This window comes from Massilia sp. TWR1-2-2, assembly GCF_049897565.1.
Taxonomy (GTDB): domain Bacteria; phylum Pseudomonadota; class Gammaproteobacteria; order Burkholderiales; family Burkholderiaceae_D; genus JAFCUW01.
In genome coordinates this window covers 1-13,166 of record NZ_JAFCWM010000024.1, presented here as the reverse complement: position 1 = coordinate 13,166, position 13,166 = coordinate 1, and the positions used below count along the sequence as shown (strand labels likewise).

Genomic DNA, 13,166 nt, shown 5'->3' with positions numbered 1-13,166 from the left:
TTACAGACTCATTGGCGCCCGAAGGCAATTCGTTGGATCAACTACAGCAAGGTTTTCTCCTCACCCGACATTGGCGCGACACGCCTGCCGGCACCGAAGTCGAGTTCTGGCTGGCGACCGACGACGGCCCGCGCCAGGTCCGGCTGGCGCCGCATCCATCGGTGGCGTTTATCCCCGCCGAGCAGCGCGAGCAGGCCGAAGCGGTGCTGCTGGGCGAACGCGGCTTCGAGCTGCGGTCGTTGTCGCTGAGCGACTTCCATCACCGCCCCGTGCTCGGCCTGTATTGCGCCCAATACCGCCAGTTGCTAAAGCTGTCCAAGCGGCTGAAGGAATACGGCATCGACGTCTACGAATCGGACGTCCGCCCGCCCGAGCGCTACCTGATGGAGCGCTTCATCACCGCGCCGGTCTTCTTTGGCGGCCAGCCTGGTCCGGACGGCAAAGGCCCGCTGCTGGACGGCCAGCTCAAGCCAGCGCCGGGATACCGCCCGTCACTCAAGCTCGTCTCGCTCGACATTGAAACGACCGCCCACGGCGACCTCTACTGCATCGGCCTGGAAGGCTGCGGCCAGCGCCAGGTCTACATGCTCGGCCCGCCCAACGGCAGCGACGAGCCGCTCGATTTCGACCTGGAATATTGCGCCACCCGCGCGCAGTTGATCGAGCGCCTCAACGAGTGGATCGAGCGCCACGATCCAGACGCCATCATCGGCTGGAACGTGGTGCAGTTCGACCTGCGCGTGCTGCTGCGCCACGCCGAGCGCTACAACGTGCCGCTGCGCTTCGGCCGCGACGGCAGCCCGATGGAGTGGCGCGAACACGGCGGCAGGCAAGGCCACTTCTTCGCCGCCGCCGCGGGCCGCCTGATCATCGACGGCATCGAAGCGCTCAAGTCGGCAACGTGGAGTTTTTCGTCGTTCTCGCTCGAACACGTGTCGCAGACATTGCTGGGCGAAGGCAAGTCGATCGACAATCCGTACCAGCGCATGGACGAAATCAACCGCCGCTTCGCCGAAGACAAGCCGGCGCTGGCGCGCTACAACCTGAAAGACTGCGAGCTGGTCACGCGCATCTTCGCCAAGACGGAGCTGCTGACGTTCCTGCTGGAGCGCGCCAGCGTGACGGGCCTGGCCGCGGACCGCAGCGGCGGCTCCGTCGCCGCCTTCGAGCACCTGTACATGCCGATGATGCACCGCCAGGGTTACGTGGCGCCGAACCTGGGCGACGTCGAAGGTGGCGACAGCCCCGGCGGCTTCGTCATGGCTTCGCAGTCCGGCCTGTACGACTCGGTGCTGGTGCTCGATTACAAGAGCTTGTATCCATCGATCATCCGCACCTTCCTGATCGACCCGGTGGGCCTGGTGGTGGGCACGCGCGAAGATAGCGACGCGCCGTCGGTGGAAGGCTTTCGCGGCGCGCGCTTTTCGCGCGACAAGCACTGCCTGCCGGCCATCGTCAAGCAGATCTGGGACGGACGCGACGCTGCCAAGCGCGAGCAGAACAAGCCGCTGTCGCAGGCGCTGAAGATCATCATGAATGCGTTTTATGGTGTGCTGGGGTCAAACGGCTGCCGCTTTTTCGATCCGCGGCTGGCGTCCTCGATTACCTTGCGTGGTCACGAAATCATGCACCATACGCGCAGGCTGATCGAAGAGAAGGGCTACCAGGTTATCTACGGCGATACCGATTCGACGTTTGTCTGGTTGCGCCATGCGCACAGCGAGGAGGCCGCCGCCGAGATTGGCCGCGCGCTGGTCCGGCATGTCAACGAATGGTTCGACCAATACCTGCGCGCCGAATTCGGTCTGGAAAACGCGCTGGAGCTGCAATTCGAGACCCATTACCGGCGCTTCCTGATGCCGACGATCCGCGGCTCGGAAGAGGGCAGCAAGAAGCGCTACGCCGGCCTGACGCGTAAAGCCGACGGCAGCGAGCAGATGATTTACAAAGGCCTGGAGACGGTGCGCAGCGACTGGACGCCGCTGGCGCAGCAATTCCAGCAAGCGCTGTATCTGCGCATATTCAAGGGCGAGCCTTATCAGGATTATGTGCGCGACTATGCGAGCCGCACCGCCAGCGGCGAGTTCGACGACCTGCTGGTGTATCGCAAGCGGCTGCGCCGGCCGCTCGACGACTACGAGCGCAACGTGCCGCCGCATGTGCGCGCGGCGCGCATCGCCGACGAATTTAACCGGCAACAGGGAAGGCCGCTGCAATACCAGAACGGCGGCTGGATCCGGTATGTGATAACGCTGGCGGGGCCGGAGCCGCTGGAAGTGCGGCGCTCGCCGATCGACTACGAACATTATCTGACGCGCCAGCTGCAGCCGGTCGCCGACGCCATCCTGCCATTCGTGCGCGACGACTTCACTGCGCTGACCAGCCAGCAACAGACGCTGTTCTAGCGACCGAACTGGGTCTGACCCCGCGGGTCAGACCCCAGACGCGCCAGCGGCCGACCAATCCGCGCAATGCACCGACAGAAATCCGTATTGCCGCCGCACATTCATCGGACGCCGAAATCTAGTAAGATCGACGACTCCCGCTCCTTACCGAACATTCAACATGAAAACCCAGAAAATCGCAGTAATCGCCGGCGACGGCATCGGCAACGAAGTCATGCCGGAGGGCTTGCGCGTGCTGCGCGCGGCCGCGCAAAAATTCAACCTCGCGCTCGAGTTCGTCACGATGGACTGGGCCAACTGCGACTACTACGTCAAGCACGGCCAGATGATGCCGGACGACTGGCGCCAGCAGCTCGACGGCTGCGACGCCATCTACTTCGGCGCCGCCGGCATGCCGGACATAGTGCCCGACCATATCTCGCTGTGGGGCTCGCTGCTCAAGTTCCGCCGCGAATTCGACCAGTACGTCAACCTGCGCCCGGTGCGCCTGATGCCAGGCGTGCCTTGCCCGCTGGCCAACCGCAAGCCCGGCGACATCGACTTCTACGTCGTGCGCGAGAACACCGAAGGCGAATACTCGTCCGTCGGCGGCATCATGTTCGACGGCACCGACCGCGAAGTCGTCACGCAGACCTCGATCTTCACCCGCAAGGGCACCGACCGCATCCTCAAGTACGCCTTCGAGCTGGCGCAAAGCCGCCCGAAAAAACACCTGACGTCGGCCACCAAATCGAACGGCATCTCGATCAGCATGCCGTACTGGGATTCGCGCGTCGAGACGATGGCGCCGTCCTATCCGGAGGTGCGCTGGGACAAGTACCACATCGACATCCTGTGCGCGCGCTTCGTGCTCTCGCCCGAGCGCTTCGACGTGGTCGTGGCGTCGAACCTGTTCGGCGATATCCTGTCCGACCTCGGCCCTGCCTGCACCGGCACCATCGGTATCGCGCCGTCGGCCAACCTCAATCCGGAGCGCACCTTTCCGTCGCTGTTCGAACCGGTGCACGGCTCGGCGCCTGACATCTTCGGCAAGAACATCGCCAACCCGATCGGCATGATCTGGTCCGGCGCGATGATGCTCGACTTCCTCGGCAACGGCGACGCCAGCTACACGGCCGCGCACGATGCCATTCTCAAAGCCATCGAAACGGTGCTGCTGCAGGGACCGACCACGCCTGACCTCGGTGGTGGCGCGAATACAACGGAAGTTGGCGAAGCGATCGCCTTAGCACTCTGAGTTGCGGCGCACTGGCGCTATAGCAAACCTTGTGCGCGCGGTCGCTTCCTAATCGGCCGCCGCCCGAACCACCGACATCCATTTCCGTCGAAAGGAGAGTGACCCGTGGCGTCCCTGGGGACAGGGCCGTGATGGGTCGCCTCGCAGCCTCATCCTGTTGATGCGGTGCTTTCTCTCGAAGAAAAGGATCGGGACATGAACAAGACCATCGTGGCAGCGGCGTTACTGGCCGCGAGTGCAGGCGGCGCATCGGCGCAGACAGGCCTGAGTATCTACGGCATCGTCGATGCCGGCTACGTTCGTGAAAGCGGCGGCGCGGCCGGCACAGTCAACAAGATTTCCAGCGGCGTCGGATCGTATTCGCGCCAGGGCTTTCGCGGTACCGAGGACCTTGGCGGCGGCATGAGCGCGCTGTTCCAGCTCGAATCGGGCTTCCGCGTCGATACCGGCGAGCAGGACGCTGCCGGCAGCCTGTTCAACCGGCACGCATTCGTGGGCCTGAAAACGCGCGCCGGCAAGCTCACCATCGGCCGCCAGTACACCCCGTGGCACCAGGCGCTCGCGCAGGTCGGCGACCCGTGGGGCACAGGCTACGCGGGCGGCGCGAAGAACCTGTTTCCCGACTACGGCAGCAACGTCCGTACGAGCAACACGGCGCAATACTCGGCGCCACCGTTGATGGGATTTAACGCCGACATCGCGTACGCCGCCGGCGAACAGGCGGGCGACAACAAGGCCGGTCGCCAGTTCGGCTTTTCGGTCGGCTACTCGCAGGGACCACTCAACGTGCGCGCCGCCTACAACTACAAGAACACGGACATCGCGGCGGCGCCCGGCGTCACGCCGGTGGACCGCAGCCTCGGCACCAGCCGGATGCTGGTGGCCAACTACGACTTCGGCGTTGCCAAGGCCTGCTTTGCGTACAGCAGGGACAAGGGCTTCAACAGCGCCCCGCTGGGCAACAACGCGAACCCGTACGGTGGCGTGCCAGCGACGGCGTCGACCGACGGCAACGAATTCCTTGTCGGCGTCACAGCGCCGCTGGTGGGCGGTACCGTGCTGGCCAGCTACATGCGCAAGAACGACAAGACCTTCTTCAACCGGGATGCGCGCGCCTGGGGCATCGGTTACCTCTATCCGCTGTCGAAGCGCACCAGCGCTTACCTGGCCTACGGCGTTGTCAACAACAAGAACGGGGCAGGGTACACGGTGGCGAACAACACCGAGCCTGGCACGGGCGACCGTGCTTTCAACCTGGGGGTGCGTCACTCGTTCTGAACGCAATCGTCTTTCCTGCGGACTGGCGGGCAAGCTCACGCCTTCCTGTCAGCCGCTGTAACCGTACACGAAAGTCGAGGAAATCGAAGAGTCTTGTAGGATGGCCTGGTACAGACGTTAATCTGTTCAAGGACATTCGGCGTGAACCCTGCGATTCTTGTGTTGGCCGCCGGCTCTTTGGCGCAAGTGATGGCGCGTCTGGACCACGAGTTCACTTGCCATCACCTGTGGCGCGTCGCTGCGCCGCAGCAGGACAGCTTACTGCGGCAAGTCGCGCCGGAGGTGCGGGGCGTCTTCACCACAGGCACGGTGGGCATCACGGCCGCTCAGGTGGAGTTGCTGCCGGCGCTTGAAATTGTCGTCGTCCACGGCATCGGTGTCGATGCGGTCGACCTTGACGCCACGCGCTTGCGCGGCATCAAGGTCACCAACACCCCCGGCGTGCTGACCGACGACGTGGCGGACCTTGCGCTCGCCTTGTTGCTGGCCAGCGGCCGCCGCCTGCCGGCGATGGACCGGTACGTGCGCAGCGGCGCCTGGAAAGCGAAGGCGCCGTCGACGTTTCGTTCGTCAACATCAACACGGCGCTGCCTTACGTAAAGGCTGGCAAGTTGAAAGTGCTGGCGGTGACTGGCGAACGGCGCTCACCGCTCCTGCCGCAGGTGCCGACGCTCGACGAAGCCGGCGCGCGCGGGGTAGACGTGTATTCGTGGCAGGCATTCGCAGCGCCGAAAGGGCTGCCGAAAGACGTCAAGGCGAAGTTGGGAAGATATCGGTCGAGTAAGTTCAATCGCCACCGTCGCTGCCGTGCTGGCGACGCGGGATTGGTCATCACGGTGGGCAGCGGCGCAAGGGAAACTGACGCGCAGCCGCTGCCATCGAACCGTTATAGACTACGGTTAGCCCTTGGCGGCAAGGGCGCGGAACAGTTCCGGGTTGACCGAGTCCATGCCGGCGCTCATGCGGTAGAGTTTCCAGAGGTTCTGGCCGGTGTTGGCAGCTGTCGCGGCAACCGGCTTCACCAGCGTGACTTTGGCACGGGCCTTCGGCGCGGCGAACATGGCGGTAAAGAAAGTCGAAACAGCAGCGAACAGTGAGTGACCGTGGACAGAAAGGTTTGCGGTAGTTGTCGTCATTTTCGGTTCCTCATTAATTTGGTGGCGTAGATCCAGTATGGGTACGCAAGACCTCCAATGCCAATTTCAAGTTTTCATAAGCATTATTCACAAGCGTAATGAGTCGCTTCAGTTTAGCGGCCAGCTCAATAACAGTTATGTGCGAACCGTACCAATCAGTGGTTGCGCTAAATTGTTGGCCTGACTATACTTCTTGATGTTGTACGACAACTGATCACTTCGCAGGCTTCGATGTGCGCGACGACGCGGTTGCGATGCAGTTCTTCTTGCCCGGCTGGAAATTCGATAACAAGCGTCCCGGCTTCGACCGCTAGCACTTCCGAGTGTGTTCCTCTCACCGCTCAAGGAAACCAGACCATGACCATGCCGACCAATGAATTCAAGCGCGCCATCGCGGCCGGCCAGCTGCAGCTTGGGCTGTGGTCCGGCCTGTCGAGCAACATCACCGTCGAAGTGCTGGCCAATTGCGGCTTCGACTGGCGGCTGCTCGACACCGAGCACTCGCCCAACTAGCTGCCGATGGTGCATTCGCAGCTGCAGGCGATCGCGCAAGGCATGGCGCATCCGATCGTGCGCCCGCCCTGGAACGACACCGTCACCATCAAGCGCTACCTCGACGTCGGCGTGCAGACCTTGCTGATCCCGTTCGTCCAGGATGCCGACGAAGCGCGCAACGCCGTCGCGGCGACGCGCTATCCGCCGCGCGGCGTGCGCGGCTACTCGGCGGCGGCGCGCGCGTCCGATTACGGCCGCGTGAAGGACTACCCGAACCGGTGTGAAGAACACCTGTGCGTGCTGCTGCAGGTCGAAACGCCGCAGGCGCTGGCCAACATCGAAGCGATCGCCGCGGTCAACGGCGTCGACGGCATCTTCATCGGACCGGGCGACCTGTCGGCGTCGATGGGCTTCATCGGCCATCCGATGCATCCCCAGGTGGTGGCCGCGATCGAAGACGCGGTGGCGCGCATCCTCGCCTGCGGCAAGGCTGCCGGCATCCTGGTCGGCGACGAAGCGCTGGCGCGCCGCTACATCGAGATCGGCTGCACGTTTGTCGCCGTCGGCAGCGACATCGGCATCCTCGCGCGCGGCGCCGAGGCGCTGGCCGCCAAGTTCAAGACCGCTACCTGATACACCAACAAGGAGAAACAACATGAGTAAAGTCGGATTCATCGGTCTTGGCATCATGGGCTTGCCGATGGCAACCCACATCCTCAAAGGCGGACACCAGCTGTTCGCGCACGACCACAAGCCGTTACCAAGCGACCTCGCGGCGCAGGGCGCAGTCGCCTGCGCGTCCGGCAAGGAAGTAGCGCAGCAGGCCGACATCATCATCATCATGGTGCCCGACACGCCGCACGTGGCGTCGGTACTGTTCGACGGCGGCGGCGTGGCGCAGGGTCTGTCGGCCGGCAAGACGGTCGTCGACATGAGTTCGATCTCGCCGGTCGAGACCAAGGCATTCGCCGCGCGCATCAATGCGCTCGGCTGCGACTACCTCGACGCGCCGGTGTCGGGCGGCGAAGTGGTCGCGCGCGCGGCCAGCCTGACCATCATGGTAGGCGGTCCGGAATCGGCGTTCTCCACCGTCAAGCCGCTGTTCGAACTGATGGGCAAGAACATCACGCTGGTCGGCGGTAATGGCGACGGCCAGACCACCAAGGTGGCCAACCAGATCATCGTCGCGCTCAACATCGAAGCGGTCGGCGAGGCGCTGCTGTTCGCCTCGCGCATGGGCGCCGATCCGGCCAAGGTGCGCCAGGCCCTGATGGGCGGCTTTGCGGCCTCGCGCATCCTCGAGGTGCACGGCGAGCGCATGATCAAGCGCACCTTCGATCCAGGCTTTCGGATCGAACTGCACCAGAAGGACCTGAACCTGGCGCTGACCAGTGCGCGCCAGGTCGGCCTGTCGCTGCCCAACACCGCCACCGCGCAGGAGCTTTTCAACGCCTGCGCTGCGCACGGCGGCAAAGCGTGGGATCATTCGGCATTGGTGCGCGCGCTGGAGATCATGGCCAATTACGAAATCGGCGCGCCAGTCCCTCAATAATTCTAAGGAGTCGCGCATGAGCGAACCACGCAAGCTGTTGCGGCAGATGTTCGATGCCGCTGTCGAAGCGGCGCAATCGTCGCACTGCCTGGCGCCGCACCTGCCGCCGCCGCCGCGCGGACGCACGCTCGTCATCGGCGCCGGCAAGGCGTCGGCCGAAATGGCCCGCGTGGTCGAGCAGAACTGGCCCGGCGAACTGTCCGGACTGGTCGTCACCCGCTACGGCTATTCGGCGCCGTGCGAGCGCATCGAGATCGTCGAAGCGTCGCACCCGGTGCCCGACGAAGCGGGGCTCGCCGCCGCCAAGCGCATACTCGGCCTGGTCGGCGATTTAACCGCCGACGACCTGGTAATCTGCCTCATTTCCGGCGGCGGCTCGTCGCTGCTGGTGCTGCCCGGCGATGGCCTCGACCTGGCCGTCAAGCAGGACATCAACAAGGCGCTGCTGAAAAGCGGCGCCACCATCGGCGAGATGAACTGCGTGCGGCGCCATCTCTCAAGCATCAAGGGCGGCCGGCTGGCCGCGGCCTGCCATCCGGCCAGGGTGGTGACCTTGCTCATTTCCGACGTGCCTGGCGACGACCCGGCCGACATCGCCAGCGGCCCGACCACGTTCGATCCCACCACCTGCGCCGATGCGCTGGCGATCCTGCAGCGGCACGGCATTGCGATGCCCGACGCGGTGCGCGCGCTGCTCGAGAGCGGCCGCGGCGAAAGCATCAAGCCGGGCGATGCGCGGCTGGCCAACAGCGAAACGCGCATGATCGCCACGCCGCAGATGGCGCTGGAGGCGGCGGCCGGCGTGGCGCGGGCGGCCGGCGTGCCGGTGCATATTCTGGGCGACAGCATCGAAGGCGAAGCGCGCGACGTCGGCATCGTCATGGCCGGCATCGCGCGCCAGGTGGTGGCGCACGGCCAGCCGTTCGCGGCGCCATGCATCCTGCTCTCCGGTGGCGAGACCACCGTCACGGTGCGCGGAAATGGGCGCGGTGGGCGCAACGTCGAATTCCTGTTGTCGCTGGGAGTGACGCTCAATGGCCTGGCCGGCGTGCACGCGATGGCTTGCGACACCGACGGCGTCGACGGCCAGGAAGAAATCGCCGGCGCTTACCTGGCGCCTGATTCGCTGGCACGCGCGTGGCAACAGGGCATCAAGCCGCGTGAGAGTTTGGCCAACAACGACGGCCACGGTTTTTTCGGCGCGCTTGGCGACGCGGTGATCAGCGGGCCGACGCTCACGAACGTCAACGATTTCCGCGCGATCTACATCATCGCTTGACGATTCGGCGGCTTCAAGCGCCGGCGCCTTCGATTATTTCCTGCGCGCGGCGCAGTCGTTCGCGGCTGTTGCTCAGGTGCGTGCGGATTGCGGCGCGCGCCGCTTCGGGATCCTGGCGCGCGATCGCGTTGTAGATATCCTCGTGCTCGTTGATCACCCGGTCCATGTAAAATTTCGGATCGTCCTTTGCCAGCTTGGCCGAGTTCAGGCGCGAGCGCGGGATGATATTGGTGCCGAGGTGGCTGAGGATATCGTGGAAGTAGCGGTTGCCCGAGGCCTGCGCCACCAGCAGGTGGAACTGCAGGTCGGACGGCACAGTCTCGGCGCCGCTGCGCACCGACGCCTGGAACGAATCGAGCGCATGGCGCAGCTGTTGCAGCTGAGCGTCGCTGCGGCGGATCGCGGCCAGGCCGGCGGCCTCGGTCTCGAGGCTGATGCGCAGCTCGAGCAGGGCCAGCACGTCCCGCACGGTGACAACGGTGTTCGGATCGATGCCGAGCGTGTTGGCCGGCTGCGGCTGCAGCACGAAGGTGCCGATGCCGTGGCGCGTTTCGACCATGTTAGCCGCCTGCATGTGCGAGATCGCCTCGCGCACCACCGTGCGGCTGACGCCGAGGATGCGCATGATTTCCGACTCGGTCGGCAACTTGTCGCCCGGCTCGAGCGCGCCATCGCGGATGCTGTCGGCAATATAAGCGACAACGCCCTGGGCGAGGTTGCGATGCTTCTTGGGCGGCGCTGAGGGAAGGGGAGCAGAATTCATGGCGTGTAGGCGGGAAGGATGATATCGATGCGGTTGCTATTGCCGATGCTGCCAATTATACTGCGACATCGTTTGTCCGACAACGGACAACATCGGCCGCCGTGTGCGTCCAGCCTGTGGTACACGCGCTGCCCCGACAGCAATAGTTGAAGTTTTAAACACTTCAATATGCAAAGCCGTCGTCCCCGCGAAGGCGGCGACCCCTGCTGAGCGGAAGACACCATTCTGCATATTCAGAATGGGTCCCCGCCTTCGCGGGGAAGACGTTGGTGTGTGTTGATCGATCTAAATTGTGCGGCTTCGGCTGATACCGACAAATTCCATGAGTGCGACCCACTTTGCGCAGGATCCCAAAACCGCAGCGACTGCATCGCGTACGGCCTGATCAGTCACGTTGGCGGCGCCGGTAGTTTGCCTCAAAATAGGCCCGCGGAAAGTGCAATTTCGCCGGACAAGGTAACATTGAGGAATCGGACGTTTTTTTAAGGCTTATCTATGGCAAATTTTGCAACAGAACGCGTGCTCAGCGTTCACCACTGGAACGAGACGCTGTTTTCGTTCACCACCACGCGCGACGCTAGCCTGCGTTTCGAGAACGGCCATTTCGTCATGATCGGCCTGCAGGTCGACGGCAAGCCACTGATGCGCGCCTACAGCATCGCCAGCGCCAACTACGACGAATACCTGGAGTTTTTCAGCATCAAGGTGCCGAACGGTCCGCTGACTTCGCGCCTGCAACACCTGGCCGTCGGCGACGAATTGCTGGTAGGCCGCAAGCCGACCGGCACGCTGATCCTGCATGACCTGCTGCCCGGCAAGAACCTGTACCTGTTCGGCACCGGCACCGGCCTGGCGCCGTTTCTGTCGATCATCAAGGATCCGGAAACGTACGAGCGGTTCGAAAAAGTGATCCTGCTGCACGGCGTGCGCCAGGTCAGCGAGCTGGCCTACAAGGACGTGATCACCGACGAGTTGCCGACCAACGAATTCTTCGGCGAGGACGTGCGCGCAAAACTGATCTACTACCCGACCGTCACTCGCGAGCCATACGTCAACCGCGGCCGCCTGACCGACCTGATCCGAAGCGGCAAGCTGTTCGAAGACATCGGCCTGCCGCCGCTCGATCCGGCGACCGACCGCGTGATGATCTGCGGCGGTCCGGCGATGCTGAAAGACATCTGCGTACTGCTCGATGAGCGCGGCTTCAAATCCTCGCCACACATCGGCGTGCCGGGCGACTACGTGATCGAACGGGCCTTCGTCGAAAAGTGACGCACGGCGCCGCACCTGAAGCTTGTCTCAAGCTTTAGCGTGCAACTAAACCGCACGCATCCAACTCCAAACTAAAGGCACCGGCGCATCGGGCGCCGGCCTTTTTTCGTTTGGAGATTGCCATGACTTCGCTTCCGGCAATGGTTCGGGCACTGTTCGCCGCGTCTGATTTTGCCGCCGCTGACGAGCGAGTTTCTCAACATAATCAAGAACAGTTCGGTCGCGCTGACCATCGGCCTGGTCGAACTGACGGCGAGCGCGCGCGCCATCCAGCAGTGCTCGTTCCAGGTGTTCGAAGCGTTTTCGGCGGCGACGATCATCTGCCTGGTCATCAACATGCTTGTCGCTTCCCTGATGCAACTGCTGGAGAAGCGGGTGGCGGTGCCCGGTTTCACCGTTGCCGCCGCCAAGGTCCAAGGTCCACTGACATGTTCGCCGGTTTCGACGTCGACGTCATTGTCCGGTCGCGTGGCTACCTGTTCGGCACCGGCATGGTGTTCACCCTCAAGCTGACGGTGCTGGCCATGTGTGGCGGAATCGTGCTGGGCACCATGCTGGCGATGATGCGCTTGTCCGGCAACCGGCTCATATCGTTGCCGGCCGCCACCTATGTCAACCTGGTGCGATCGGTGCCGCTGGTGCTCGTCATCTTCTGGTTCTACTTCCTGGTGCCGTATATTGCCGCGTGGGTGATTGACGCCGCGCAGCCGGTCAAGGTGGGCGCATTCGCCTCCGCGCTGATCACCTTCGTCATGTTCGAGGCTGCCTACTATTGCGAGATCATGCGCAGCGGCCTTCAGTCGGTGGCGCGAGGGCAGATGCTGGCGGGCGAGGCGCTGGGGCTGACGTACGGGCAGGTGATGGGATCGGTCGTGCTGCCGCAGGCGGTGCGCAACATGCTGCCGGTGCTGCTGACCCAGACCATCATTCTGTTCCAGGATGTGTCGCTGGTGTACGTGCTGTCGATCCCGGACTTTGTCGGCGCCGCCAGCAAGATTGCGCAGCGCGACGGCCGGCTGGTCGAGATGTACCTGTTCGTCGCCGTCGTGTATTTCGTGCTGTGCTTTGCGCTGTCGCTGCTGGTGAAGCGAGTCCAGCGGCGCGTTGCAGTACCCAGCTAACGGATCACGCCATTTTCACTTCGGCGAGGAGGTCGGGGTGACGATCAAGAAATTTCAATAACTTTAGCAATGCCAGAGGAGGTTTCGTTGTTCCGGTTTCATACCGCGAAAATGCATTCACACCGCCGCCAAAAAGTTCGGCCGCTTCCCGTTGATCGAGATTCAACTTCTTTGTGACGCTGACAATAAATTCCGGATCTCCTATCGAGGCATTGACTTGCTTGTTGAACGCCAACATTAGAGTCATAGTACGTCGCGACTCGTCTGCGTCGAGAATGTACTCATTGCAGGCAGGACAGAATTCGCCGGTAACATGGGGTAGCACAGTGGCCTCATCCTTGTAAGAATAGGCTACATCGCGCGTGTCATGAATTAAGTGCGCGGCGCCACAGTTTGGACATCTCATATCTTAATTTAACCTATTTGGTTAAACCTCTCAAGTCGTTCGCACGAAGTACACGCGCCACCTCAACTGTGTGATACCTACCTCGGCAGCAGGGGTCTGATCCGTAAGCGTCCAGTCCACCCACCTTCCATTGCCAATTCCACCTAGCCATACTCCGGTTTTGAAAAGGAGATAGGAATGGCAAATATCGAACGCGAAGCGCTGTGGAAAGAACGCGTCGCA

Annotated in this window: 12 protein-coding genes and 2 pseudogenes; 11 read left to right on the top strand and 3 right to left on the bottom strand. The window is 63.1% G+C overall.

Annotated features, from left to right (window positions below; all coding sequences use genetic code 11):
* Positions 1–32: 32 nt before the first annotated feature.
* From ACP7DD_RS20065 to ACP7DD_RS20045, 5 genes and pseudogenes are all read left to right on the top strand, one after another.
* Positions 33–2,405, top strand: coding sequence for a DNA polymerase II (locus tag ACP7DD_RS20065; RefSeq protein ID WP_426176568.1), 2,373 nt, complete (start codon positions 33–35; stop codon positions 2,403–2,405).
* A gap of 160 nt (positions 2,406–2,565) precedes the next feature.
* The gene (locus tag ACP7DD_RS20060; RefSeq protein ID WP_426176567.1) at positions 2,566–3,642 is read left to right on the top strand and encodes a tartrate dehydrogenase; all 1,077 of its coding nucleotides are present in this window, start codon (positions 2,566–2,568) and stop codon (positions 3,640–3,642) included.
* Between the two features lie 195 nt (positions 3,643–3,837).
* Entirely contained in the window at positions 3,838–4,920 is a 1,083-nt protein-coding gene (locus ACP7DD_RS20055; protein ID WP_426176566.1) for a porin, read from the top strand.
* A 141-nt stretch (positions 4,921–5,061) separates the two neighbouring features.
* The gene (locus ACP7DD_RS20050) at positions 5,062–5,520 is read left to right on the top strand and encodes a hypothetical protein (protein ID WP_426176565.1); all 459 of its coding nucleotides are present in this window, start codon (positions 5,062–5,064) and stop codon (positions 5,518–5,520) included.
* A pseudogene (locus ACP7DD_RS20045) lies at positions 5,457–5,627 on the top strand (tripartite tricarboxylate transporter substrate-binding protein); the annotation flags it as partial. The gene ACP7DD_RS20050 and the pseudogene ACP7DD_RS20045, both read left to right, overlap by 64 nt.
* 192 nt (positions 5,628–5,819) lie before the next feature.
* Here the strand turns inward: ACP7DD_RS20045 and ACP7DD_RS20040 are convergent.
* Positions 5,820–6,056 carry a hypothetical protein gene (locus ACP7DD_RS20040; RefSeq protein ID WP_426176564.1) on the bottom strand — a complete coding sequence of 79 codons (237 nt, stop codon included), beginning with the start codon at positions 6,054–6,056 and terminating at the stop codon, positions 5,820–5,822.
* A 357-nt stretch (positions 6,057–6,413) separates the two neighbouring features.
* Here ACP7DD_RS20040 and ACP7DD_RS20035 point away from each other — a divergent pair.
* From ACP7DD_RS20035 to ACP7DD_RS20025, 3 genes and pseudogenes are all read left to right on the top strand, one after another.
* A pseudogene (locus ACP7DD_RS20035) lies at positions 6,414–7,184 on the top strand (aldolase/citrate lyase family protein).
* Positions 7,105–8,103: a 2-hydroxy-3-oxopropionate reductase gene (gene glxR / locus ACP7DD_RS20030; protein ID WP_426176563.1), complete on the top strand. Its 999-nt coding sequence runs from the start codon at positions 7,105–7,107 to the stop codon at positions 8,101–8,103. The pseudogene ACP7DD_RS20035 and the gene glxR overlap by 80 nt, the downstream one beginning before the upstream one ends.
* A gap of 16 nt (positions 8,104–8,119) precedes the next feature.
* Positions 8,120–9,382: a glycerate kinase type-2 family protein gene (locus ACP7DD_RS20025; protein ID WP_426176561.1), complete on the top strand. Its 1,263-nt coding sequence runs from the start codon at positions 8,120–8,122 to the stop codon at positions 9,380–9,382.
* A gap of 13 nt (positions 9,383–9,395) precedes the next feature.
* On the opposite strand, the gene ACP7DD_RS20020 is transcribed toward ACP7DD_RS20025, so the two are convergent.
* A complete protein-coding gene (locus ACP7DD_RS20020) occupies positions 9,396–10,145 on the bottom strand; it encodes a FadR/GntR family transcriptional regulator (RefSeq protein WP_426176560.1) in 750 nt (249 codons plus the stop codon).
* Between the two features lie 495 nt (positions 10,146–10,640).
* On the opposite strand from ACP7DD_RS20020, the gene ACP7DD_RS20015 reads away from it, so the two are divergent.
* The 3 genes from ACP7DD_RS20015 to ACP7DD_RS20005 all read left to right on the top strand — a co-directional run bounded on the left by ACP7DD_RS20015 (position 10,641) and on the right by ACP7DD_RS20005 (position 12,538).
* A complete protein-coding gene (locus tag ACP7DD_RS20015) occupies positions 10,641–11,417 on the top strand; it encodes a ferredoxin--NADP reductase (RefSeq protein ID WP_426176559.1) in 777 nt (258 codons plus the stop codon).
* A gap of 171 nt (positions 11,418–11,588) precedes the next feature.
* Positions 11,589–11,930, top strand: a complete 342-nt coding sequence (locus ACP7DD_RS20010) for a hypothetical protein (RefSeq protein WP_426176558.1) — start codon at positions 11,589–11,591, stop codon at positions 11,928–11,930.
* A complete protein-coding gene (locus ACP7DD_RS20005) occupies positions 11,846–12,538 on the top strand; it encodes an amino acid ABC transporter permease (RefSeq protein ID WP_426176556.1) in 693 nt (230 codons plus the stop codon). Before ACP7DD_RS20010 ends, ACP7DD_RS20005 begins: the two co-directional genes overlap by 85 nt.
* 4 nt (positions 12,539–12,542) lie before the next feature.
* Here the strand turns inward: ACP7DD_RS20005 and ACP7DD_RS20000 are convergent, their stop codons facing one another.
* Entirely contained in the window at positions 12,543–12,944 is a 402-nt protein-coding gene (locus ACP7DD_RS20000) for a type II TA system antitoxin MqsA family protein (protein ID WP_426176555.1), read from the bottom strand.
* Positions 12,945–13,166 lie beyond the last annotated feature (222 nt).